Raw genomic sequence first — 25436 nt, 5'->3', positions numbered from 1 at the left:
GGAGGGCTTATGAAAAAAATATTAGGTATGTTAGGGGGAATGGGACCCGGAGCAACCGCGGATGCTTTTATTAAATTAATCAATAATACACATGCAAGTAAGGACCAAGAACATATTCCTATTATTATTGTGTCATTGCCTGATATTCCAGATAGAACAGAAAATATTATTTATAATGGGCCATCACCATTACCAGCAATGATACACTCACTTAAAATACTTGAAAGTGCAGGTGTATCTTGCATTATTATGCCATGTAATACGGCACATTATTGGTATGAGGACTTAAAGAAAGAAATTAATATTAATTTTATCAGCATTATTGATGCAGCATGTAAAAAAATAATTGAGGATAATGTTAAAAAGGTAGCACTATTGGCGACGACAGCAACCATTCATACTAAATTATATCAAGAAAAACTAAATGTGAACAATATTGAATGTATTGTTCCCGATGAGGTTAATCAATATAAAATAATGCAGAGTATTATTTTATATAAATCGGGTGATTTAGCTAAAGCAAGAGAGTTGCTCTATCCTTATATTAGCCAACTAAAATCACGTGGTATTGATAAGTTTGTAATGGGTTGCACTGAAATTCCTTTAATATTAGAAGAGCTTTCAAAAAATAACCCTGAGGATTTTATTGATGCAACAGAAGCATTAATAAAAGAAGCTATTAATTGGTATACTATCGATGAGAAAAGAGAGGTAGATGAAGAAAAAACAAATAAATTAATTGAATTTCATTGAAAATTATCATTCGCCATCACTGGGGTAATCTGATAAACATAAAAACTATTAAATAATAAATATATAATAATGCATTGTATAACATGTAATTGTGATTTTTTTGCATTCAATTTTTAATTGACTGTAATTTGAGCTGTTTTATCTTGTTGGATAGATGGGTTAGCCTTTAACTTTAGGAATATTAGACTTGTAGTTGTCCGATAAGTAGTGACAATAGTCGGTTTATTATAATGACTAATATTGTTAGATAGGGATTAACTCATGCAATTTAAATCAATGGTTAAATTGGTTGTTGGTGCAGTATTGCTATTTGTAATCGGTATTATTGGTATTAATTCATATACAATTGTGCAAGACGGTTCTGTTAAAGTGGGAACATTTCTAGGTAAAGTAGACCCTGTCGCTTATGATGCAGGTTTGCATTTCCCTATTAACCCATTTACTACTTTCGATACATATTCGACGAAAGACATTCGTGTTTCATTAAAGGAATTAAGAGTGCCTTCACAGGATAAGCTAAAATCGATTGTCGATATTACTGTAATGCTACAGTTTGATGGTGCTAAAGCACCAGTATTGCGTATTAACGGTGGTACTGAAAGTGAGGCATTGGATAAATATGTACGCCAAAAGCTTATCTCAACCATTCTCGAATTTGGTAAAGACGTCGCTAATGCACAAGACCTGTATACGGCTGATACACAAAGGAAGCTTCAAGAGTCTATCCGTGATGCAATTCAAGGGTATGCATCCCCATATGGGTATACAATAAAAGAAATCATGATCCAAGATATTACTCTACCAGAAGTTGTTCAGGAACAAGTGGTCAACACTAAAATGCGCCAAGAGCAGATCAACCAAGCGAAAGCAGAAGCCGAAAAAGAGCGTGAGTTAGCACAGAAAAAAGTGGTGATTGCTGAAGCTGAAAGGGAATCAGCGGAACAGCAAGCGATAGCGAGGGAACGTAATGCGCAAGCAAGTTCTTTTGCGATGCGTCAAGAGGCTGATGCAAAATTATATGCGGCTCAGAAGGAAGCAGAGGCTAATGCGATATTACAACGCACAATCACCCGTGAAATGATTAACTGGAAACAGTTAGAAATTGAACAAATTAAAGCACATAAATATAAAGGTGAAGTGCCTAACATTGTTGTTGGCGCAGATTATGACGGTAAAATGATTATGGATATGCGAAATAGCCAATAATCAGCACTGATTAACAAAAACTATATTATTGAAACCAGCTCTATTTATTTAGGGCTGGTTTTTTATTTTACTGAGCACAATTGACGCGAAATCGACCAACGACTTGTTGTCTAATAAGCTGCCCCGATTATTTAACAACAGAAATTAACCGGTATTTAGCGGTATTAAAAATTAGGTAAAATATCTATGGTTCATATTGAAGAAATAACAAAACTCAATTTTTGGGATGTATGTGAACTTACATCAAATAAAAATGGTATTGCTACCGTATTAGAAGAGCACGTATGTTGCAATGCATACTCAATAGCGGAGTCTCACTATTATCCGGAATATATCCCCAAAGCACTTTATTGGGATGATAAATTAATTGGCTTTTTTATGTACAAAATAGTTGATGAACAGCCAGCTCATGCTTTTATTTGTCGTTTTATGTTGGATTATAAATACCTTGGTAAAGGTTTAGGAAAACAGTCTTTTTCTGCAATTTTGGTGTATTTAAATAGCTTAGGAATACGAAAAATCTCTCTTGGGTTAGATGAGGAAAATATGATTGCTAAAAAAATATATTGCAGTCATGGGTTCAGCTTTACTGGTGAGATTATTGATGGTGAGCATATATATGCTTTGAACCTATAGGCATTAAAGTCAGGCTTTATCGCTAAGGTGGTAGCTCTAATTTGTATTTTTGTGATAGTTATTTGATAGTTGTGCTATATCGTAATCAAGTAAACAAGGAGTTGCTGTGATGCTTAATGTTTCTGGATTAATCAATGACTCCCCAATAGTATAACAATATTGGGGAGTTTATGTGTTTTAACGAACAATAATACCTAATAAAATTCCGATTGCACCAAAGTCAGCATCACTGAATGTAGTGTTAGCAATACCAATATCACCCAGAACAGGTAATAGGAATACAGGTAAGAAAGTAATCAACAAGCCTTGAGCAAACGCACCTAAAATAGCCCCGCGACGGCCGCCTGTTGCGTTACCGAATACCCCAGCGGCTGCACCGACGAAGAAATGTGGGACAACACCAGGAATAATGACGGTCATGTTTAATGCATACAATACAAACATGCCTAAAACACCTGCTGCAAAACTACTTAAAAAGCCTACTAATACAGCATTTGGGGCATATGGGAATACGACTGGGCAGTCTAAAGCGGGTTTTGCATTTGGTACTAATTTGTCAGAAATCCCTTTAAATGCAGGAACTATCTCGGCAATAACCATACGCACACCTTGCAGAATAATATAGACGCCCGCAGCGAATGTAATAGATTGCATCAATGAGAACATGAACCAATTTTTACCGCCACTGACTTCACGTACAAAATCACCACCTGCAAATAAGCAAGTAATAATGAAGATAATGAACATGGTAAATGAAATGGCGACTGGAGTATCACGTAGGAATAATAAGCTTTTTGGTACATTCATATCTTCGGTAGAGTGTTCTTTATTACCGAATTTGCTACCAATAAAGCCGGCCAATACATAAGAAATTGTCGAGAAATGGCCGATTGCAACATCATCTGAGCCCGTGACTTTTTTCATGTAGGGGTGAGCGATTGCTGGGAAAAAGACCATACAGAAACCAACAATCAGTGAGCCTACAGTAACCAGTAAGGTTCCTTCCATTCCTGCTGTAGCTAAGATCACTGCAATCATCATTGACATGAATAGGGTATGATGACCGGTTAAGAAAATGAATTTCCAAGGCGTCAGACGAGCAATCAAAATATTGATTAACATCGCAAAGAACATAATCATTGCCATTTCACGGCCGAAGCTTTTTTGTGCAATGGAAACAATTGCTTCGTTATTCGGTACAACACCATTTATACCAAATGCATGTTGGAAAATAGCTGAAAAATCACCTAATGAGCTTACGACTAGACCAGCACCTGCACCTAAAATGACAAAACCCATGATGGTTTTAATGGTGCCTTTAATACATTCAGTCACCGGTTTTTTCTGCGCTATTAAACCGATAAGGGCGATTAAACCGACTAAAATAGCAGGTTCAGATAAAACATCCTGCATCAGAAAACGAAAAAATGACATAGTGCCTCCGCTTACATTGCACCAAGTTTTTGTAAAGCAACAGACAGGCGTTCTTTCATCGCGACTTTGTCAATCATGTTATCGAGCGCTACGATTTCGCCACCAACTTGTTGGGCAACCAATTGCTCTGCAATGTCAGTTGTTCCTACAAAAATATCGCTTACAGTTCCTTTTGCTGAGCCTAAATCGACGTGATCTACATCAGCACTTACTTGTAAGTCTTTCAAAATATTTTTGATGCTCATTTCCATCATCAAACTTGTGCCTAAACCATTTCCACAAACAACAGTGATTTTCATAATATTTACCTTAATATTTAATTATTCATATTTAGCGATGATGCTAAGAATGTCATCTACGTTTTCTGATTGCATGATGCTGTCTATATCTTCTTGATTATCAAAAAGCTCCGCCAACTTTGCGATAACGCCAATGTGGCTGTTGCTATCTGTTGCTGCGAGAACAATTAATAACTTAACTGGGTCGTTGCCTTCAGAACCAAATTCAACGCCTTGTTTAATAACAGTTAAACCTAGTGATAATTGATTTACGCCATCTTCTGGGCGTGCGTGTGGCATCGCAATGCCAGGTCCTAATACATAATAAGGGCCAATTTTCTCATGTGATTTAATAATGGCATCAATATATCTTGGTTCGATGAATTTATTATTAACCAAAGGGCTACAGGCGATTTTTATCGCATCTTGCCAATCAGTGGCGCTTTCGACGACCTGAATGACGTTAGGGGTCAGTAATGTCGTTAGCATAGAGTTACTCCTGGTATGCTGAATTTTTATCTTTTTTAATGGTTGAATGAATAGTAGTGATCTATGGTAGCGCTATCTAGCTTAAACTTTCATTTTCGTGATAGCGCTATCATTTTGAATAAAAATAGCGAACAAATACTAATTCAGGACACTTGTTGGCTGATTAACAAATTCAACCTATGGTAAGTTACTCGGGTTAATAATAAGTTTAGGCTAATTAAAAGTATTTTATGGAAAAAACACGAAAAAGAAAAAATACAGGGCGAGTCACGCTGCAAGATGTTGCAAAATATGCAGGTGTTGGGTCAATGACAGTATCCCGAGCGCTTCGTACGCCTGAATTGGTTTCAGACAAATTACGTGAAAAAATCAACGAGGCAGTTGAAGAACTGGGTTATATTCCAAATTCAGCTGCGGGTATTTTGGCGTCAGGCCAAAGCCGAACAGTCGCCGTTTTAATTCCGTCGTTACGTGATAATGCTAGTTCAGTATTTCTGCAATCATTACAAGAGGTTTTGAATAAAAATAATTATCAAGTTGTCATTGGTAGTCATGACTATCAGCAGAAAAAAGAATCTGAAGTTTTATCTACATTATTACAGAGTAACCCTGCGGCCTTGATCATTTTTGGTGCGATTAATTCAGAGGGGGTATACACCTACCTTAAAAATGTAGATATACCTGTTATCAGTGTTGCTGGGGGAGGGAGTCATCCATTTACATTGAATATTAAAAGTAATATAGGGGAAGCGGTTAATTTTTTAACACATTATATGTTACAAAAAGGGTATAAGAAGATAGGCTATATTGGGGCTCAAATGGATAATAAAATGCAAAGCCAGCAACTAAGTGGCTGGAATAAGGCCATGCTCGAATATAACCAAAGTGCAGATCAAAGCATTACGACTCCTTATGTTGCTACCATGGATTTTGGACGTCAGGCGATTAGCGAAATGCTAACTCGTCAGCCTGAACTTGAGGCTGTGATTTGTAGCCACGAAATGATTGCGTTAGGGGTTATTTTTGAATGTCAAAGGCGCTTGATTAAAGTGCCGAAAATGTTGGCTGTTGCTTGTGTTGAAGGGTCCGCAAATTGCGACCATATTCACCCATCCTTGACTTCGGTACGCATTGATTATAGCAAAATGGCGAGAGAAGCTGCCAAGAAGTTGCAAAGATGGTTAGCGGATACTGACGGTGATCTTTCACAGAGACAAGAAGAAGTCATTTTCCCTTATAAGTTCGAAGCTAGGCAAAGTGCATAGGGGGGATCGATTTAGTCACACTATTTTGTTATTTAACTGTCTCTTAAACAAGAAATTCTATAAGAAGTCACTTTTTTGTTCTAAAAAAGATTGTTTTTTTGCCTCTCAAAATAAGATTGTCGACTTGGTCACTGCATCATTCTTATTCCTTGCTACAGTATATTAGTAGGTCATATTTCACCTGTACTTAAGTTTAGACTTTTGACGGGTATTGACCTCTTTATAGCTTTAGACAATAGCAGGGGAAATATAATGAAATTATTAAAAACAGTTATTTCTACCGCAATTTTAGTTTCTTGCGGTGCATTAGCAACAACCACGGGGTCTGAAGTACTTAAGGTGCAAGACGGAGGTACGCCGAATAAGGTCTATACCGCGAATAAGCCTACGATTAAAGTTGCAACTTATAATATCGGAAAGAACGAGTTGGCATCAGATGTGAAAAATTTCGATGCTTTAAATAAAGCAATCGCGAGAATTGATGCAGATGTTATTGTTTTAACCGAAATTGATAACAAAACGGCGCGCAGTAAACATGTTAATCAACTGGAGGAAATCGCTAAGGCTAACAAGATGCACTTTGCATTTGGTAAAGCATTAGATTTTGATGGTGGTGAATATGGCGTAGGAATTTTATCAAAATATAAAATTGAAAAATCAAAAGTCATTAACTTGCCTTCAGGCGATGCGGAGCAACGTGTTGTATTATTATCTCAGATAACAAAACCGGGTTTTGATGCGCCAATTATTATAATGGGGACTCATCTTGATTGGCAAAAAGACCCAACAGTGCGTATTGGGCAGGTTCGTCATATTTTAGATGCGAGCATTGGGGATACAGACACTGGTTTTGATAATATAGCTGCATCAATAAAAATATTAGCAGGTGACTTTAACTCAACGGCTAATGAACAACCTATTCAAGAAATCCGTTATATGTGGCAGCCCGTTGAGAAAAAAGGGACGGATTATCGTAGTTGGCCAGCAGTTAATCCAGCGATTGACATAGACCACATTTTTACATTTAAAGGGCAAGTGTGGAATGTAAATGAAATGCAAATACCAACGGATAGCGAAGAGTTTCAATGGTCAAGTGTCAGTGACCATCTACCAGTGATAGCGGAATTGGAGTTACAAGAGCAGTAGATAGGTAGGTAAACGGAGTTGTATCGGTAAAGGCCTCATTTGCAGGCCTTTGTTACATCTGTACTTTCATTGTTTCTGAAGCAATTTCTGTCTCTGAATATAACGTTTTTCAGCTATTTCCAAATAACGTTCAACGGTTGAATATATTTGTTGACGTTGTTCCGATAACTGTGGGTCATTATCTAAGGCGGAAGAGGTTTGTTTAATAAACTCAGCAATATAGCTTTTAATACAACCAAACTGATTAGCCACATTAGCATAATAGTATTGGTAAACATAAGATTCTTGAGAATGGCTTAGGTCTGTATTGTTTTTTATATTGTTGGTTGCAAGCAAAAGTAATTGAATTTGTGTCATGGCATACCCTTTTTCTTTGGAAGGCAATGCTACCTGAATTTGAAATTTAAATTTGTCATTTTTAGTCGGAAAATTTTATGTATTAGTTTAATAGGGGGTTTTTATAGGAATATTCTGTAATTTGGGTTAGTTTAACTAGACGAATTGGGAGATGTTTGAGGTACACACAAGATTTAAATCATAATGATATCGTTAAATATTCTTATGGTTTATTTGTTAAATTATTGTATTAATCTGTTTTTTATCACTTTCAAAATGCTCATTGCAATCTCATTATCGATAATTTTCAATTATTAATCAATTCATTACGATATTTTTTGTTTTGGTTTTTTTGGCTGTGGGCAATATGGGATGTAAAATAATATTGATAATGGAAAGGTAATGACGCTACTTATGAAACTAGTAGAAGAAGATAACCTAACTTTCCTTTCGATTGTAATTTATTGATTTATATTTACTTTTATCTTTTGTGTGTTTTTCTTGGAAGAGATAATCTTATTTATAAAATTACTCAATAATAAAATAAATAAATAATTTACTCATATACTGAGTCTATATACGCATTATATGAGTTTATTAACAATTAGACACACTAATTCTTAATTCGAATTGTTTAATAATATATTTGAAGTGATTACTATTAAATGATAATTAACAATTAAGTCCAATTATTGTTTCTATCATATAAAAGAGAAACGCTTTTTGTGAAAAAAATACAAATTGAAACAGTTAATCTTTCGGGTACTATTTATATTTTTAGCTTAATGCTGGTATACTTACTCATGTGATGGGTAAAATAAAGTATAAATACGAATAACCTATATGAAACTAGTTGTGTCTATTTACGTAGATTATTACTATTACGGAAAATAGCGATTAGGTCAAATGCGGTTGTCTAATAAGGTATTCTTAAGTAGGTAGTACCATCTATTATTAAATTAATTCTTATTTACTTACAATTAGCTAAAAATAACTACTCAGGTATTTTTGAGAGAAGTACTGTTGTGTCATTTTGGTCAATTGGCTGTGTCATTGCGTTTATGAGAGCTTAAAAACATGAATATCATAAAGTTGCTCACAATCTTATTGTTAACTGGGTGCTCTTTTATTTTAGGAGTAACGATGAATTATGCTCCAACACCTGATTTGGTAAAAATGGCAAAAAGTAGTGTGGAAGATTACTTGTCTTATCCTGAATCTGCGTCATTTAAAGGAGTGAAATATAATTTTATTCGGCAAACAGCAGACAAAGGGGACTTAGGCTATGTTTGTGGCGAAGTTTTTCGCGTAAAAAATGCTAAGTTAGAAGGGTACAAAAAATTTATTGTGAAAGCGTATACCTATAATGATGGTAGAGTCACAATGTCTATTCCAATGGTTGAAGGGGACTATGACTTATTACCGATGGAGATGGTAAATGCATTATGGCAAAAATATTGCTTTTGAGATTAGTCGGTAAGGGCTTTTTATCCGTTCAACATACAAATAAACAGGGAACAGAGAGAAGAAAGCCATAAAGCGGCTTTCTTCATTATAAGGCTAGATAAGGCTAGCTAATAGTTATTTAACCTTTTAACTCTCTAGCGCATTTCTGTAAGTGTAAAAAAGACGCAAACCGTATATCGTGATGCGCTTTATAGGCCTTATTCGGGTGGTAAGTTAAATCAATCGCACTAAACTTATTCATAGCCTGTGCGACATCATTACAGACTTTTCCTGCAACAGCACCTAGGATAGCGGAACCCAGCAATACAGGTTCACTTGCTCGGGTTGAAATAACTGGCACGCCACATGCGTCTGCAAGTAATTGGCGGATCAGTGGGTGTTGACCCGCTCCACCACTAACAACGATATTTTCGATTGAAGCACCTGATTTAGCTTGTGCTTCAATAATTTGCCTCAAACCATACCCAATACCACAAACACCGGCAACATAGAAAGACAGTAAATTTTCCATGCTGTTATCCATTGTTAAACCTGCAATCACAGCTCTTGCATGTGGATCGGCAAAAGGCGCTCGGTTACCTAGAAATTCTGGGACAACATGTATTTTTTGTGCTAGTTCAACGGATTGAGAAGGAGAATCAGCTTTTTCTAGAACTAAATCTGCTAGCATGACAGGTAATGATTTCCCTTGTCCTTTGGCTGTTATTTGAGCTTGCGCTGAGGCTGGGTGTAATGAAAGCAGTTGGTCTATTGCAGCACCAGCGGCACTTTGCCCCCCTTCGTTTAACCACATACCAGGAACCATAGCGCTATAATAAGGCCCCCAGACCCCAGGTATAAAAACAGGTTCTTTGGTGGTTGTCATGGTGCATGAAGAGGTACCAAATACATAGGCCATATTTGCAGTTGCATCACCGTTCACACCTACAGTCCCAATCCCTCCTGCATGAGCATCAATCATACCGGCAGCAACAGGAGTGCCTGCGAGTAAGCCCATTTGCTGTGCGGCCTGTTCTGTTAACCCTGAACCACAAGGCGTGCCCGGCTCAACGATTTGTTGCCCAATGCGGGAGAAATTTTCTTCGACCAGTTCAGATAAACCAGCTTGTTGGAAATAATCAGCATCCCAACGTTTTTCATGGGCAAGGTAGGTCCATTTGCAGGTGACGGTGCAGGTTGAGCGGGTCAGTGAACCCGTTGATTTCCATGTCAAAAAATCAGCTAAATCAAAAAACTGCCATGCGTTATCATAGGTTTGGCGTAAATTTTCTTTTAACCACAATATCTTTGGTGTTTCCATTTCTGGAGAAATTTTGCCGCCCACATAATTTAAAACGGGGTGTTTTAACTGGTTAATACGCTCTGCTTGTTCAGTCGCTCGATGATCCATCCACACAATGATGTTACGTTCAGGGTCATTAGACGGGCTAACAGTGATCGGGTGCTTATCGTGTCCAATGACGACCAGTGAGCAGGTTGCATCAAAACCGACTCCAACCACTTGTTGTGGTTTTACATTAGAAGAGGTGATCGCTTGTTTGACACAGTAACAAACTGCTTTCCATATTTCATTACTCGACTGTTCCGCAAAATTAGCGCTATCGCGAAAAAGTGAAATATCATGTTTGGCTGAGGCTAGCATATTACCAGCCATATCAAAAACACCGGCACGCGCGCTACCGGTGCCAACATCAATACCAATAACGACATTGTCATTATTATTTAATGAGGTCGTTGGATTACTCATTTTTTCCTCCAAGATGTGGGCTGTAATCTATGACAAGTTGGTAGGTTAGAGATCGACGCTATTTGGAACGATAACTAAATCACGGATAGTGACATTTTTGGGGCGCGTCAACATGAATAAAACGGCTTCAGCCACTTCAATCGGTTGCATTAAACTGCCATTAGCTAATGCCTCATCCATTTTTTCCTGCGGCCAATCGTCGAGTAGTGCGGTGACAACAGGGCCTGGTAATACTGCACCAACACGCACACCATGCTCAGAGACTTGGCGGCGCGTAGAATGGACAAACGCTTGAACGGCAAATTTTGATGCAGTGTAAATTGGTTCCCAGATCACAGGAACGACCCCAGCGATTGAACTGGTGAATAATACATCGCCAGACTTTTGAGCAATAAAATGTGGTAATACGGCACGAACACTACGAAAAGCTGCATTAATATTTAAATTCAATACCTTATCCCATACATCGGGGTCGCCTTCAGCAACGGGCCCACCAATATAGGCACCCGCATTGGCATGGAAGATATCTAAACGACCTGCTTTTTTTAGGATTTCATCTAACATCCCATCAACTTGTTTGGGGTTCATCAAATCGATGACTAATGGAATAGCGTTTTCGCCAAGTTCAGCCACGAGTTGATTCAATCTTTCTTCAGCACGGTCTATCAAAACGACTTTAGCGCCTGCTTTGATCAGTGTACGAGCACACTCAAGACCGATACCAGAAGCGGCACCTGTGATTGCTGCGACTTTGTTTTCAATGGAAATAGCCATAATTTTTACTCCAATTGGATATTTTAGCGGAAATATAAGAATAAAAAGCATTGTGAAATCAATGAAATGACAATGAGTCACAGGAACGGATAGGTGGCTACATATGAAAGACTGATAATATTTTTTTGTTTTATATCAGCTCAGAATTCATCAATTTCAGTTCTGCTCAATCGATGTAGCAGTATTGCGACTTTTCTACTTTGGTGTCAAGCTAGTAAAAAATGGAGATATGAATCTGTGACAAAGATCAGACAAAATAAGAAAACAACGATCTACGACCTTGCAGAATTAGCGGGGGTTTCAGCCAGTGCGGTGAGTGCTGTACTTAATGGAAATTGGCAAAAAAGGCGGATTAGCGCACAGCTTGCACAGAAAGTAATGCGTATCGCGGAAGAACAAAATTATTCTGTAAATAAGCAGGCCAGCTTATTACGCAGCAATAAGTCTAAAATTATCGGCATGTTAGTACCCAAATATGACAACCGTTATTTCGGTTCAATTGTTGAGCATTTTGAGGAAATGGCACGTGAAAGAGGGCTATTCCCTATTATCACCTGTACGCGACGTGATCCTAAACTCGAAATTGAAGCGGCACGCGCTATGCTTTCATATCAGGTGGATTGGTTGATTTCGACAGGGGCAACGAACCCCGATAAAATTACGGAAATCTGCCAAGTCTCCGGCGTGCCTACTTTGAATTTAGACTTGCCGGGCACATTGGCGCCTTCGGTCATTTCAGACAATTATCTCGGGGCGAAAACGCTAACCCAACGTATTTTGCGCAAACAAAAAACGCCACTTATACAGGGCGCCGCTCTAATTTTTATTGGTGGACGTGAGCATGATCATAATACTCGCGAGCGTATTCGCGGGTTTATTGATGCCCATCGCGAGCTAAGCATAGATGTCCCCAGTGAAAATATTTTGGCTTGTGGCTATGCGCCTGAAAAAGCAGAAAAAGCGCTCTCTGTTTTCTTTAAGCAGCATAATAATGACCCGCAAAAGATAGCGGAATGTGGCTTATTTATTAATTCAACAATTTCATTAGAAGGAGTGATGCGTTGGTTAGGGCATAAAGGGTATACTGGGTTACAGCAACCTAATTTAGGTTGTTTCGACTGGGACCCATTTGTTGCATTGCTAGGTAATGATATTGAAATGGTTAAACAAGATGTGCCTACTATGCTTAATCATATTTTTAATTTAATTGATAACGAAAATAGCCAAGCTCAACTGATTGAAGTCTTGCCAGTAGGAATAAGCTAATCCACGCTAATAATGATGATTGAAACCGCCTGCACAAAATTAACTTACAGGCGGGCTATGGCGAATTACTTATTGAGTGTTGTGACTAAGAGTTGATGTCGTTGATTATAAAACTTGGTATAAGTCATATAACCGGCCAAGATAGTTGAAAGGCTGGCGGTTCCCAGTAGCATAAATGTCACCATAATTTGGTATTTGACCGCTTGCAGTGGGTCAACGCCTGCAAAAATTAACCCCGACATCATGCCGGGAAGGCTAACAATTCCAACTGTTTTAGCTGAATCAACCGTGGGGATTAATGATGCGCGAATACTATCGCGGATTATGGAAGCAGAAGCCACTTTCGGTGTTGCTCCCAAGCTCAGCATTTCTTGGATTTGTTGCTGTTGGCTGGCAAAACGTTGACCAAGGTTATTAAAGCATAATCCTACGGCTATCATCGCATTCCCGGCTATCATGCCCGTTATAGGGATGACTTGCATAGGCGTAAATTCTATTGCGTTGGATAATATTAGGATAAGCAGCGTTAGGAATGTACCAGATGTAATCGCTATTAATGCCGTAACATAAACTTTATCAATATACTTACTTCTTTTTTTGGCATTCCACGCAGCATTAACGCAAATAAACATGACTAAGGCGATGGTGAGCAGTTTATGATCAACATTGAAGATGTATTTTAAGATATAACCCGCTATTAGTAGCTGGATGATAGCTCGACAGGTACTCCAAATTATATCTTTTTCTAGGGAAAGTTTTTCTTTATGGCTAATAAAAATAGCCACTAAAACTAACATGACCGAAAATGTTAGTGATTCATTGGAGATGGCTGGTTGGTGCACAGTAATATCCTATTATTCTTCATGATGAATGGGAAGGGTAATAACCTCATTGGTATGAGATATTTCATCTTGGTCATGGGTTACCCACAACACCCCGATTTTTTTATCAGTGGTAAGGTGGTGAATAAATTCATTTACTTTGATTTTATTTTCTTCATCAAGGGCACTGGTTATTTCATCTAATAGCAAAATTTGCGGTAAAAATTGTAAGTTACGGATAAGAGAAATACGTTGTTTTTCCCCACCAGAAAGCTCATTGATACCTTTTTCTAAAATAGTTTCATGCAGTGAGAAATAGTTTAAGTCACTTATTATCTTATCTTTATTGAAAGGTAACTTTCTTATTTGGTATGGAAATGCCAAATTATCATATACTGTTGTGCCAAATAAAGCAGGCGTTTGCGTACAGTATGAAACTTGTTGGCGATAGGTTTCTGGTAAAATAGTATTGATATCTTTTCCCTTGAAGGTGATCGAACCTTGAGTGGGGGAAATTAAAGATGCCACTATTTTTAATAAGGTGCTTTTTCCACAACCGGAAGGCCCTGTGATTAATTTGAAATCACCTGCTTGTAGGTTAATCTGCACATTATCGAGAATTGTTTTCCCATCAATGGTATAACCAATATCCCTCAATTGTAGCAGTAAATGGTTTTGTTCCATATTATCAATGACCTATTTAACTAAAATACGCAGTTTAACGCGAATGATACCCATTCCATTATTTTATCTGATGACAGTACATTTACGTTGTTCAATATCAATTTAGATATAACTAATATTATGCGCCAGTTATTGCTAAATTTATACTGTATTATGCAGATAGTGGTTAAAGGACTATCAATAGGGGACTATGATTGTTTTATAATCTGTCATTGTGCTATCGAAAAAATGGATTAAATACTCATGTTAATATAAACAAATAATCAGTTTGAATTTAATTATGAACAAATGTTCTTAATCTTATTTTTCATTTCTAATAATATGAGAAGTGGCTCATTTTTATAAATTATAAATATAGATTTAAACCTGTAACACTATTATATTAGTAAAACTAAATATTAATTAACTCTCATCGAATATCATGGTGTTTCAGTTTCACCATCGTATTCATATTATATTTTTATTAAATATCACATCATGATGTTAAGGAATTATAATGAAAAAATTTAGTGGATATAGCACCAACTTTTCTCTTGATGGTAAAGTGGCCGTGATCACAGGGGGAGCCGCAGGTATTGGGCTCGCCATTGCTCAGTTATATGCCGAGAAAGGGGCTAAAGTTGCCTTAGTTGATAAATCAGAAAAGGTTACTGAGGTAGCTAAAACGCTAGGAAATAGCTTAGGTATTCAATGTGATATCACAAATTCTGAGTCAGTTTCACAAATGGTTCAACAGGTTTTACAGCATTATGGCTCATTGGATATTGCTGTAAATAGTGCGGGGATTGTGGCATTAGCTCCTGCGGAAGATTTAGCAGAGTCTGATTGGGACTTAACCATGAATGTGAACTTAAAAGGTACCTTTCTTGTTTGTCAGGCAGTTGGTAATGTCATGATTAAACAAGGAAAAGGGAAGATAATTAATATGGCTTCCCAAGCAGGGGTCATTGCTTTAGATCAGCATGCCGCATATTGTGCCAGTAAAGCAGCGATCATTGGCTTAACTCAAGTATTAGCGCTGGAGTGGAGCCCTAAAGGGATACAAACTAATGCAATTTCTCCAACTATTGTGATGACGGAATTAGGTAAAAAAGCATGGGAAGGGGAGAAAGGTGATGAAATGAAAGAAAAAATTCCTGCTAGACGTTTTGCTGAACCGTCAGAAATTGCGGCATGTGCGTTATTTTTAGCCAGTGATGCATCTGATATGATCACTGGACATAATTTAGTTATTGATGGTGGATATAGTATTCAATAATTATCTAATTAAAAATAAGCCAAATAATAATGTTATTATTTGGCTTGTAATAATAATTACAAAGTAGGATAACGAATTTTAATAAAACTTAGCTTTAATTATTTATCGGCCTGTAATAATGAAAGTGACATACTAATTAGCTTTTCAACAGTGAAACCAAAATAGTCAAATAACTGCTTAGCAGGTGCAGATTCGCCAAAGCTATTCATTCCCATTATTAACCCATCCAAGCCAACATATTTACGCCAGTAATCATCAATGCTAGCTTCAATGGCAATACGTTGACGAACATGATTAGGTAAAACCTGTTGTTTATATTCATCAGGTTGTTTATCAAAAGTATCAGTGGATGGCATTGATATAACATTGACGTTAAAACCTTGTGCGGTTAAAACCTGCCAGGCTTCAACCGCCAAGGTGACCTCAGAGCCCGTCGCAATTAACAATAACTCAGGTGATTGGCTATTACTTCGTAAAATATACCCCCCACGCTGGATACAGGTAAGTTGCTCAGAGGTACGTGAGTGCTGATGGAGATTTTGCCTTGAAAGGACTAAGGCCGTCGGCTTATTTTGTTGCAGTATGGCTTGTTGCCAAGCAACTGCGGTTTCTACTTGGCAACAGGGCCGCCATACGGAAAGGTTGGGAGTAGCCCGCAATGCGGCTAATTGTTCGACCGGTTGATGAGTCGGTCCATCTTCACCTAAGCCAATCGAATCATGGGTGTAAATCAGAATTTGCGGTAATTTCATTAAGGCGGCCATGCGTACCGCATTTTGAGCATATTCACAGAACATCAAAAAGGTTGCGGTGTAAGGGCGAAACCCTCCGTGTAATGCAATACCATTGGCAATGGCAGTCATGCCAAATTCCCGTACACCATAATGAATATAATTACCCGCAGGATATTCATTGATAGGTTTTGAGCCTGACCAGTAAGTCAGGTTACTCGGCGCTAAATCTGCCGAGCCACCCATTAGCTCAGGTAAAACAGGGCCGATAATATTGAGAACATTTTGTGAAGCCTGACGAGTGGCAATTTCTGCTGGGTTATTATTCAGGTGCTGAATGTACTCATTGATAACTGAACTAAATGATCCGGTGGGTTGGTTTGATAAGCGCTGGTTTAATTGAAGGGCTAATTCGGGATATTGCTTGGCATATTCCCGTAGAGCCTGTTCCCAACGTAATTGCTGTTCAGCACCACGCTCTATTGCATTCCATGGTTGGTAAATCTCTTCAGGGATTTTAAAAGGTGGGTACTCCCAGCCTAATTGTTGACGCGTTAATGCAATTTCATCGTTCCCAAGGGGAGCACCATGTGAACTCGCTGTTCCCGCTTTATTGGGGGAGCCATATCCGATAGTGGTGCGACAAATAATCAATGTTGGTTTAGAGGTTTGTTGATGGGCTTGCTCAATCGCGGCTTTAATTGCAGGACGCGAATGCCCATCAATGGCTCTAATAACATGCCAACCATAGGCTTCAAAGCGTTGTGCGGTATCATCGGTAAACCAGCCTTGTACATCACCATCAATAGAGATCTGGTTATCGTCATAAAAAGCAATCAGCTTATTGAGCTTAAGAGTCCCTGCTAAAGAGCAAACCTCATGGGAAATCCCTTCCATCAAGCAGCCATCACCGAGGAAAGTATAAGTAAAATGATCGACAACAGGGAAACCTGAGCGGTTAAAGGTAGCCGCTAGTGTTTTTTCCGCGATAGCCATTCCCACTGCATTAGCAATACCTTGTCCCAGAGGGCCTGTGGTGGTTTCAACTCCCGGTGTGTAGCCTAATTCAGGATGACCAGGTGTTTTTGAATGTAATTGTCTAAACTGCTTTAAGTCCTCGATAGAAACATCATAGCCCGTTAAATGAAGCAAACTGTATAGCAACATTGAGGCGTGGCCATTTGATAACACAAAACGGTCGCGATTAGGCCAGCAGGGGTCGGCTGGGTTATGTTGTAAGTAGTCTCTCCATAATACTTCAGCAATGTCTGCCATCCCCATAGGGGCACCTGGGTGACCCGAATTTGCCTGTTGTACAGCATCGATTGAAAGAAAGCGGATTGCATTTGCTAATTTATTTTGTGTTTGTGTGCACATAACAAAACTCCCAAATTAAAACTAACGTTCCCCATTTTCATATTCACTAATACGGGCTACTTTGGGTGCTGAACGTCCCCCTTCATAATGGGAAGCTAGCCATGTGTCGACGATTATTTTGGCTAATTCGGGGCCTATTACCCGTGCTCCGAAAGTGATAATTTGCGCGTCATTGCTTTTTTGTGCCCGCTCTGCTGAGTAAGTATCATGGCAAAGCGCTGCACGTATCCCCGCAACTTTATTGGCTACGATAGACATCCCAATACCCGTGCCACAAATTAAAATTCCGCGTTGATGTTTACCTTGTGTGATAGCGGTGGCGACGGCATGAGCAACGTCGGGGTACATTTCATCTTCAACCCCAGTCTTTAAGCAGTAATCTGTCACTTCAATATTTAGCTCTTTTAAATGAGCTTTAATTAAATCTTTCATTTCAAATGCAGCGTCATCAGCACCAATGGCAATAGATAGCATGATAGAGATCCTTATGATTGAACAAATGTTCATTAACTATTCAATTGTACTTAATAGAAAATAGGATCTTATGAACAAATAATCAATAGGTGAACATATGTTTTTATTTTTGGTATGCTTGATTCTGTGATCTAGGGCTTTAAATTACATTTTTTTTCGATAAATAGCGAAAAGTAGTCGTTTAAAAGCTATTTTATAAGAATGTTTGCTCTAAATCACACTTTGACAATCTGGTTATGGGCAAGGATAAAGAAAAGAAGGTATGGTTAATTTGTATCTTCATTGAACTTATGTTCATTTTACAAACCGCCGAGGATAGAACTATGTGTGAACACTGTGATTCAAAAGCAACGATGAGCGCAGGCATCCCAGAAAAAATGCAAGCCGTGGTTGCTTATGCACCGAAAGATTACCGTTTAGAAACGGTGGATGTGCCAAAAATTAGTGAAGAAGAAATTCTAGTGCGTGTAGAAGCTTGCGGTATTTGTGCAGGTGATGTGAAAGCCTTCGAAGGTGCCCCAAGTTTTTGGGGGGATGATGAACAACCTGCGTATATTAAAGCGCCGATGATCCCAGGGCATGAGTTTATTGGTCATGTTGTTGGTTTTGGTTCAAAGGTAGAAGGTTTTGCATTGGGCGACCGTGTTATTTCCGAACAAATCGTCCCATGTTGGGAGTGCCGTTTTTGTAAACGTGGTGAATATTGGATGTGTGAAAAACATGACCTGTATGGCTTCCAAAAAAATGTGAATGGCGGTATGGCTCAATACATGAAATTCACTAAAGAAGCGATTAACTACCATGTTCCTGTTGATATGCCAATTGAAGATGCCATTTTGATTGAGCCTTATGCTTGCTCCTTACATGCAGTGCAGCGCGCCAATGTCAAATTGGGGGATGTGGTAGTACTTTCAGGCGCAGGAACATTAGGCTTAGGAATGATTGGTGCGATTAAAAAGTCTGGTGCTGGGAAACTGGTTGTTTTAGACCTCTTTGATAAACGCCTTGAACTAGCAAAAGAATTTGGCGCGGATATCGTATTGAATCCGAAACGTGATGATGTGGATAAAATCGTTAAAGACATGACGGAAGGCTACGGTTGCGATATCTACATTGAAGCGACAGGGGCACCAAAATCTGTAGAACAGGGGCTGAAAATGATCCGTAAACTTGGAACATTTGTCGAGTTCTCTGTATTTAAAGACCCAGTGACCGTTGATTGGAGCATTATTAGCGACCGTAAGGAACTGGACTTATTAGGTTCTCACCTAGGCCCATATTGCTACCCGTTAGTCATTGAAGGTATCGGTAATGGTGATTTCCCAACAAAAGGTGTCGTCACTGATATCTTACCATTAGAAAAATTCGCAGAAGGCTTTTCTATGATGGCGAAAGGTGACCCGCATATTAAAGTGGTCTTAGACCCGAACCTATAATGCTGTAGCCGGTTCAAATTAAACGCGAAATAAAAAATAACGATAAAAATTGGACCTGAATAAATGTCACCCTACCAAGGCTTGTTATTCAGGTCCTAACCCAGCGAACAAGCACTGAGGTTAACGATATGATAATCAATAAATTGTCTAAAGTAACGGGTTTTTCACCAAAGTTACTACTTGGCTATTTTGGCGTCCTTATCTTTATGATGGGGGAAGGGCTAGAACAAGGTTGGCTATCGCCTTTTATTATTAGCCGTGGAATGAGTATTGAAGAATCTTCATTACTTTTTAGTGTATATGGTTTTTTTGCAGCGGTTGCCGCATGGTTATCAGGGGTGCTTGCTGAGATTTATACGGCGCGTCGAGTGATGATTTTTGGCTTTGTGATGTTTGTGATTGGCTCGGTTATTTTCTTATCCGTCGGGCTGCCAAGCAATAGTTTATCTATCATGGTCCCAACTTATGCCTTACGCGGGTTTGGTTATCCAATGTTTGCTTATGGTTTTTTAGTTTGGGTAGCGTATGAAGCACCTATTAAAAAATTAGGTTCAGCCGTCGGAATTTTCTGGTTCGTTTATAGTGGCGGGCTGGGTGTATTAGGCGTGATGTATTCAAGTTATGCATTACCTATTCTCGGTGAAATGGCGACGTTATGGAGTGGGCTGATATTTGTCACTATTGGGGCATTTATAGCGATAGCGCTCAATCGTAATAAAGCGGGCGATGTACAAGACAAACCAAAAGAAAAAGTTTCGCTCAGCTATTTATTTAAAGGAATTACCATCGCATTTGAAAACCCTAAAATCGGTTTAGGGGGCATTGTAAGAACCATTAACACATCAGCGGCATATGGTTTTGTGATCTTCATGCCAATGTTTCTCGCTGACTTTGGTTTTTCTCGAACAGAATGGTTACATATCTATGCCGCACTTTGGACTGTCAATATTGCCTTTAACCTTATTTTTGGGGTTGTGAGTGACCGAATTGGTTGGCGCAATATTGTGATTTGGTTCGGTTGTGTCGGTTGTATGATTTGTACCCTAATGTTTTATTACGTACCGTACTATTTCGGTCACAGTTATACCCTGATGATGATTGCCGCCGGTTTGTTTGGCGCATGCTTGGCAGGATATGTGCCACTTTCAGCTATCATGCCAACGCTAGCTCCTGAAAACAAAGGTGCCGCAATGTCAGTACTTAACTTAGGTGCTGGGTTAAGTACCTTTGTTGGTCCAGCATTAGTAGGGATATTCATTAGTAGTGTTGGGGCATTGGGCGTGATTTGGATCTTCTCAGGGCTTTATTTATTTAGTGCGATACTGATGAAATTTATCACTGTACCGCAAGAACTGCTTGAACAGTCAGCAAAGATGCAGCTAACACCAGAAAATAAGTAAATTGAGGGAATTATGAATAGAATCATTAATGAACCTGATCTTGTTGTTGAAGATGCGATTCAAGGCTATTTGAAAGCGCACCCTGAATATTTTGCGCAAACGGAGAACGCTCGGGTTTTAAAATATCCACAAGCGCCAGTACCAGGAAAAGTAGGGATTGTCACCGGCGGGGGTTCTGGCCATGAACCTGCATTTTTAGGTTATGTTGGCGAAAATATGCTAGATGCGGTGGCGATTGGCGAAATTTTTTCCTCACCAACCGCAGGCGCATTCTTAGATGCCTTTAAAGCGGCTGACAGTGGCGCTGGTGTTGCTTGCTTATATGGCAACTATGCAGGCGATAACATGAACGTCAAAATGGCGATGAAAAAAGCTGAAAAAGCGGGCATTAAAATTAAAACGGTGGTGGCAACCGATGATGTTGCCTCAGCACCCGCCAGCGAAAAAGAAAAGCGTCGTGGTGTAGCCGGTGAAATTTTAATGTGGAAAGTTGGTGCCGCCGCCGCCAGTAAAGGTTATGACCTAGATGGCGTGATTGGCGCAGCGCAAAAAGCTATTAATAACTGCCATTCTATTGGTGTCGGTCTAACGTCTTGCACCATTCCAGCGGTAGGGCATCCTAATTTTCATATTGAAGATGGCATGATGGAATTAGGCATTGGGCACCATGGTGAGCCGGGTATTGAAATCATGCCAATTCAATCTGCTGCACAAATGGCTCAAACCATGTTAACGCCAATCTTAGATGATATGCAGGCAAAACAAGGGGATGAAGTCGTGGTGCTAGTTTCTGGATTGGGCGCGACTCCCGTAATGGAACTGTATATTTACTACGCAGAAGTTGAAAAACAATTGAGTGAGAAAGGTGTGCGCATTGTTCGCAATTACGTAGGTAATTACTTTACTTCATTAGAAATGATGGGCGTTACTCTAACCTTAATGAAGGTAGATGATGAATTAAAAACACTGATGGATGTACCTGCGTATTCATTAGGTTTAACTCAGGTTAAGTAAAGGAGCCAGTTATGCAAGTTATATCAACGGATTGTGGCAGTGAAGTAACCCTTGATTTAGTGAATATTATTGTGACAAATCGTGAATACCTGAGCGAAATTGATGGTGCTATTGGTGATGGTGACCATGGGATCAATATGGCAAAAGGTTTCAATTTATGTGCCAAGGCAATTGAAGGTCGTCAACTATCATTGAGTGAAGGGTTTGAAGAAATTTCAGATGCGTTGATGGAAGGTATTGGTGGGTCAATGGGGCCGTTGTATGGTAGCTTCTTTATGGGCATGTCTGACAGCATTTCAGGTAAAACAGAGCTAACGCAACAAGATTTTCTCGCCATGCTGCAAAATGGGTTATCTGAATTACAAGATATCAGCAGTGCCACTGTTGGTGATAAGTGTTTAATGGACACGTTGATCCCCGCGACCCAAGCATTCGAAGAAGCGACAACATCAGGTAAAAGCTTTAAACAAGCGCTTGACGCAATGCAAGAAGCTGCGATTGCAGGGCGTGATTCCACATTGGATTTAGTGGCAAAAATTGGTCGTGCAAGCCGTTTAGGTGAGCGTTCAAGAGGCGTGTTAGATGCGGGAGCAACCTCTTGCTGTCTCTTGTTATGTCAATTGGCTCAAAGTGTCGAAAAACAAGCTGCTCTAGCTAATGCCTGATTACCTAACCTAGTCATTATATGGATATATACGTCACCGTTGTTTAGGCGTATATATCCACTCTATTTTACAACTTACTTATTAATTGCCACTAGAAACGCTATACTAAAACCTTATTATCCTTGTTGCGATTAACACCAATAAAGAGGAAACCACTATCTTATGGATAGATCACAAACATCTTCCGATATCGAGCTACTCACTGAAATTGCGATAGCGTATTATCGTGATGAAATTACTCAGGAAGAGATCGCCAATAAGTTTGGTATATCGCGGATTAAGGTGGGGCGCCTATTAAAGCGTGCCAAAGAGGAAGGCATTGTTGAGATCAACGTACGCTATCATCCTATTTTTAGTACTCAGTTAGAGCAACAATTACTCTCCCGTTTTCCAATATCCCGTGCATTAATCGCATTAGACCATCCAGATGAAGAAGAGCAACGCTATCAAGTTGGGACGTTGGTTGCCAATTATTTATCAACCACATTACGCGACAATATGATTGTTACTGTAGGGCAAGGGCGCAATGTGGCGGTTGTGGCAGACAGCGGAGGAGCTGTACCTGAAAAAGATTGCCGTTTTATCTGTGGGATAGGCGGGACTCATCGCCCTGGTGATTCGATTAATGCAGACCATATCAGCCGCCGATTAGCGAAAAAATTTGGTGGAACCAGTGAAACCTTATATGCACCAGCCTATGTTGAAAATAACGAATTAAAGCAGTCATTCATGAAAAACGGCACCATCAAGGAAACCTTAGATCGCGCCCGTAAAGCGGATATAGCGTTGATTGGTATTGGTGACATGAATGAAGACAGCTATATGGTTAAGCTAGGTTGGTTTACGCCTCGTGAAATTGTTGATGCCAGCTTAAATCAAGGGGTTATTGGGGATATTGCGGGTTATGATTTTTTTAATGCACAAGGGCAACATGTAGACACTGTCATGAATGACCGGGTGATTGGTTTAAGTATTGATGAGCTGAGAAAAATCCCCTGTGTAATTGCGATTGCATCTGAGTCATCAAAAGCGATGGCGATCATGGGGGCCTTACGTACTGGGGCGATTGATATTATCGCCACTAGTGCCAGCAATGTGCGGACGATTTTAAAAATGTCCCAATAATGGACGACACCTATCTTAAATAAGCAATAACCCTGTTGGTGAGCCTATGGCACATGACAATCCTCCTAAGGGTGATTGATTTTTGTCTTTTTTAAGCGGCATGGTGATGCTGTAAAAGCAAACCACCATGCCGAGAGCTACGTTGATAGCGAAACCGTGCTGTAAGCTATTTTTTATACAGCAAGGTCAACCGCCCAGTGATCATCAATAACAAAACAGCGGCACAGATTGCCATCAATACATTAAACCCTAGCCCCCAACTGATGGCCCATTTTAATTGTTCAAATGGTAATTGTTTTGGCATAGCCGCCAATGCATATTGCATAATGACCGAAACACTTGTCGCCCCCATCGCCGCGCCAATTTGTTGTAGTGTTGCGGTAAAACCTGATGCTTGGCCGACAAGCTCAGGGGTGACTTTTGCTAACACGAGATTTAACATTGGCGTCATAATCATGCCTTGTGTAAAGCCGATGAAGAATAATATTGGAGATAGCCATTCCACTGGGCTGTTTAATGAAAAAGCATACAATGCTATCAGGAGTAGCACATAACTTATCGCGTAGAATATGGCCCCCCAAAATATGACTCGGTCACCATAACGACGGGTCCAATATGGCGTTATAATTGATGAGATAACAAAACCAATACTTGAAGGAACAAATATTAAACCGGATAAAAACGGGGTTAAGCCCATGCCTTTTTGCAGTAGCAACGATAGCATCAAAGGGAAAGCAGATGATGTTGCGTACACGCTCATGACAACCAAAAGCCCAATGACAAAGTCACGATGGGTTAAAATGGATAGGGTAAATAACGGTGCTTTTCCTTGCTTTTCTAATCGTTTTTCTTGATAGACGAATAAGGTAAGAAGCATAATCCCACTAATGAGTAATACTGTGCCTATCGTTGACCATCCCCAGACGGGTAGCATGAGTAATGGAAATAATGCGCAACAAATACCGCTACTGGACAGGAATACACCATACCAATCTAAATTCACTTTCATTCGATGGCCTTCAAGTAGAAAACCCGATAAAAAAACAGCTACCGCACCAATGGGGAGGTTGACTAGAAAAATTGTCCGCCAGCCTAAGCCAAACAGGTCGAGTGTAATTAACCAACCCCCTAAAGCTTGCCCAGCAATAGCGGCCAATCCTAAACTCATTCCCAGATAGCCAAAGGCTTTTTTAGCTGTCTGCTCATTAAAATTAATGCGGATACTGGAATAGACTTGAGGGAACAATAAGGCAGCAGATAACCCTTGTAGAAACCGAGAAGTGACTAATAAAGATGCCGTTGGTGCTAAAGCGCAAAGTAGAGAGGTGATTGTAAACAGCGTCATTCCGACACGATATAAGCTTTTTTTGCCATAAATATCGCCCAATCGTCCCCCCGTGATCAGCAGCAGCCCAAATGCTAATTCATAGCCGACAATGATGAGTGTGATTTGTGTCAGATTGGCATTCAATGATTGCTGGATACTTACAATGGCTACATTGACAACAAACAAATCAAAAATTGTCACAAAACCTGCCAGTAATAAAACAAATAGCGCAATACTTTGGTGTCGGTTCATATTTTTCCCATTTAGACAGACAAATAAATGGGGACTATAATGAATGCATTATCCTGATACAATTTAACTAGTTAT

The 25436-nt window shown here is 39.3% G+C and carries 24 protein-coding genes; 13 read left to right on the top strand and 11 right to left on the bottom strand.

Going from position 1 to position 25436, the window contains the following annotated elements; translation table 11 throughout:
• Positions 1–9: 9 nt before the first annotated feature.
• The 3 genes from M1F14_RS16260 to M1F14_RS16250 all read left to right on the top strand — a co-directional run bounded on the left by M1F14_RS16260 (position 10) and on the right by M1F14_RS16250 (position 2595).
• Entirely contained in the window at positions 10–753 is a 744-nt protein-coding gene (locus tag M1F14_RS16260) for an aspartate/glutamate racemase family protein (protein ID WP_071548005.1), read from the top strand.
• A 261-nt stretch (positions 754–1014) separates the two neighbouring features.
• The gene (locus tag M1F14_RS16255) at positions 1015–1959 is read left to right on the top strand and encodes an SPFH domain-containing protein (RefSeq protein ID WP_042844138.1); all 945 of its coding nucleotides are present in this window, start codon (positions 1015–1017) and stop codon (positions 1957–1959) included.
• A gap of 186 nt (positions 1960–2145) precedes the next feature.
• The gene (locus M1F14_RS16250; RefSeq protein ID WP_181469222.1) at positions 2146–2595 is read left to right on the top strand and encodes a GNAT family N-acetyltransferase; all 450 of its coding nucleotides are present in this window, start codon (positions 2146–2148) and stop codon (positions 2593–2595) included.
• A gap of 177 nt (positions 2596–2772) precedes the next feature.
• Here M1F14_RS16250 and M1F14_RS16245 read toward each other — a convergent pair whose 3' ends face one another.
• From M1F14_RS16245 to M1F14_RS16235, 3 genes are read right to left on the bottom strand one after another with little or no spacing between them, the layout of a single operon-like run.
• Positions 2773–4029, bottom strand: coding sequence for a PTS ascorbate transporter subunit IIC (locus tag M1F14_RS16245; RefSeq protein ID WP_036958647.1), 1257 nt, complete (start codon positions 4027–4029; stop codon positions 2773–2775).
• Positions 4030–4040: 11 nt separating this feature from the next.
• Positions 4041–4328, bottom strand: a complete 288-nt coding sequence (locus M1F14_RS16240) for a PTS sugar transporter subunit IIB (protein ID WP_042844135.1) — start codon at positions 4326–4328, stop codon at positions 4041–4043.
• Positions 4329–4349: 21 nt separating this feature from the next.
• Positions 4350–4796, bottom strand: a complete 447-nt coding sequence (locus M1F14_RS16235; RefSeq protein WP_181469223.1) for a PTS sugar transporter subunit IIA — start codon at positions 4794–4796, stop codon at positions 4350–4352.
• Positions 4797–5026: 230 nt separating this feature from the next.
• Between M1F14_RS16235 and M1F14_RS16230 the strand changes: the two genes are divergently transcribed.
• Together M1F14_RS16230 and M1F14_RS16225 are read left to right on the top strand one after the other, a co-directional pair.
• Complete coding sequence (locus M1F14_RS16230; protein WP_042844132.1) at positions 5027–6061, top strand: LacI family DNA-binding transcriptional regulator; 1035 nt, start codon at positions 5027–5029, stop codon at positions 6059–6061.
• A gap of 252 nt (positions 6062–6313) precedes the next feature.
• Positions 6314–7207 (top strand): endonuclease/exonuclease/phosphatase family protein, encoded by an 894-nt coding sequence (locus M1F14_RS16225; protein ID WP_071548006.1) that lies wholly within the window; start codon positions 6314–6316, stop codon positions 7205–7207.
• Between the two features lie 66 nt (positions 7208–7273).
• Here the strand turns inward: M1F14_RS16225 and M1F14_RS16220 are convergent, their stop codons facing one another.
• The gene (locus M1F14_RS16220; RefSeq protein WP_048606965.1) at positions 7274–7564 is read right to left on the bottom strand and encodes a hypothetical protein; all 291 of its coding nucleotides are present in this window, start codon (positions 7562–7564) and stop codon (positions 7274–7276) included.
• A 1122-nt stretch (positions 7565–8686) separates the two neighbouring features.
• Between M1F14_RS16220 and M1F14_RS16215 the strand changes: the two genes are divergently transcribed.
• Entirely contained in the window at positions 8687–9010 is a 324-nt protein-coding gene (locus M1F14_RS16215) for a hypothetical protein (RefSeq protein ID WP_225832900.1), read from the top strand.
• Between the two features lie 118 nt (positions 9011–9128).
• Here the strand turns inward: M1F14_RS16215 and M1F14_RS16210 are convergent, their stop codons facing one another.
• Together M1F14_RS16210 and M1F14_RS16205 are read right to left on the bottom strand one after the other, a co-directional pair.
• Entirely contained in the window at positions 9129–10757 is a 1629-nt protein-coding gene (locus M1F14_RS16210; RefSeq protein WP_181469224.1) for an FGGY-family carbohydrate kinase, read from the bottom strand.
• A 45-nt stretch (positions 10758–10802) separates the two neighbouring features.
• Positions 10803–11531: an SDR family oxidoreductase gene (locus M1F14_RS16205; protein ID WP_042844127.1), complete on the bottom strand. Its 729-nt coding sequence runs from the start codon at positions 11529–11531 to the stop codon at positions 10803–10805.
• 237 nt (positions 11532–11768) lie between these two features.
• Here M1F14_RS16205 and M1F14_RS16200 point away from each other — a divergent pair, with 237 nt between their 5' ends.
• Positions 11769–12797 (top strand): LacI family DNA-binding transcriptional regulator, encoded by a 1029-nt coding sequence (locus tag M1F14_RS16200; protein WP_042844126.1) that lies wholly within the window; start codon positions 11769–11771, stop codon positions 12795–12797.
• 65 nt (positions 12798–12862) lie between these two features.
• Here M1F14_RS16200 and fetB read toward each other — a convergent pair whose 3' ends face one another.
• Positions 12863–13639 carry an iron efflux ABC transporter permease subunit FetB gene (gene fetB / locus M1F14_RS16195; RefSeq protein ID WP_042844124.1) on the bottom strand — a complete coding sequence of 259 codons (777 nt, stop codon included), beginning with the start codon at positions 13637–13639 and terminating at the stop codon, positions 12863–12865.
• 12 nt (positions 13640–13651) lie between these two features.
• On the bottom strand, positions 13652–14302 hold the full coding sequence (gene fetA / locus M1F14_RS16190; RefSeq protein ID WP_181469225.1) for an iron efflux ABC transporter ATP-binding subunit FetA: 651 nt from the start codon (positions 14300–14302) through the stop codon (positions 13652–13654).
• Between the two features lie 493 nt (positions 14303–14795).
• Between fetA and M1F14_RS16185 the strand changes: the two genes are divergently transcribed.
• Positions 14796–15560 (top strand): SDR family oxidoreductase, encoded by a 765-nt coding sequence (locus tag M1F14_RS16185; RefSeq protein ID WP_405127786.1) that lies wholly within the window; start codon positions 14796–14798, stop codon positions 15558–15560.
• 98 nt (positions 15561–15658) lie between these two features.
• Here the strand turns inward: M1F14_RS16185 and tkt are convergent, their stop codons facing one another.
• Both tkt and rpiB read right to left on the bottom strand, forming a co-directional pair.
• Entirely contained in the window at positions 15659–17668 is a 2010-nt protein-coding gene (tkt, locus tag M1F14_RS16180) for a transketolase (RefSeq protein ID WP_181469227.1), read from the bottom strand.
• Between the two features lie 21 nt (positions 17669–17689).
• Positions 17690–18142, bottom strand: a complete 453-nt coding sequence (gene rpiB / locus M1F14_RS16175; protein ID WP_042844119.1) for a ribose 5-phosphate isomerase B — start codon at positions 18140–18142, stop codon at positions 17690–17692.
• Positions 18143–18465: 323 nt separating this feature from the next.
• Between rpiB and M1F14_RS16170 the strand changes: the two genes are divergently transcribed.
• From M1F14_RS16170 to M1F14_RS16150, 5 genes are all read left to right on the top strand, one after another.
• Positions 18466–19578 carry an alcohol dehydrogenase catalytic domain-containing protein gene (locus M1F14_RS16170; RefSeq protein WP_042844118.1) on the top strand — a complete coding sequence of 371 codons (1113 nt, stop codon included), beginning with the start codon at positions 18466–18468 and terminating at the stop codon, positions 19576–19578.
• 128 nt (positions 19579–19706) lie between these two features.
• Positions 19707–20978 (top strand): MFS transporter, encoded by a 1272-nt coding sequence (locus M1F14_RS16165; protein ID WP_042844117.1) that lies wholly within the window; start codon positions 19707–19709, stop codon positions 20976–20978.
• A 12-nt stretch (positions 20979–20990) separates the two neighbouring features.
• A complete protein-coding gene (locus M1F14_RS16160) occupies positions 20991–21992 on the top strand; it encodes a dihydroxyacetone kinase subunit DhaK (RefSeq protein ID WP_129465823.1) in 1002 nt (333 codons plus the stop codon).
• An 11-nt stretch (positions 21993–22003) separates the two neighbouring features.
• Complete coding sequence (dhaL, locus tag M1F14_RS16155; protein ID WP_042844115.1) at positions 22004–22657, top strand: dihydroxyacetone kinase subunit DhaL; 654 nt, start codon at positions 22004–22006, stop codon at positions 22655–22657.
• Positions 22658–22819: 162 nt separating this feature from the next.
• Positions 22820–23782, top strand: coding sequence for a sugar-binding transcriptional regulator (locus tag M1F14_RS16150; RefSeq protein WP_042844114.1), 963 nt, complete (start codon positions 22820–22822; stop codon positions 23780–23782).
• 166 nt (positions 23783–23948) lie between these two features.
• On the opposite strand, the gene M1F14_RS16145 is transcribed toward M1F14_RS16150, so the two are convergent.
• Positions 23949–25361, bottom strand: a complete 1413-nt coding sequence (locus M1F14_RS16145) for an MFS transporter (RefSeq protein ID WP_071548013.1) — start codon at positions 25359–25361, stop codon at positions 23949–23951.
• Between the last annotated feature and the right edge of the window lie 75 nt (positions 25362–25436).

Source organism: Providencia sp. PROV003 (assembly GCF_045040775.1).
GTDB classification, from domain to species: Bacteria; Pseudomonadota; Gammaproteobacteria; order Enterobacterales; family Enterobacteriaceae; genus Providencia; species Providencia huashanensis.
The sequence above is the reverse complement of the archived record's forward strand: the minus strand, read 5'-3'. Positions and strand labels throughout refer to the sequence as shown.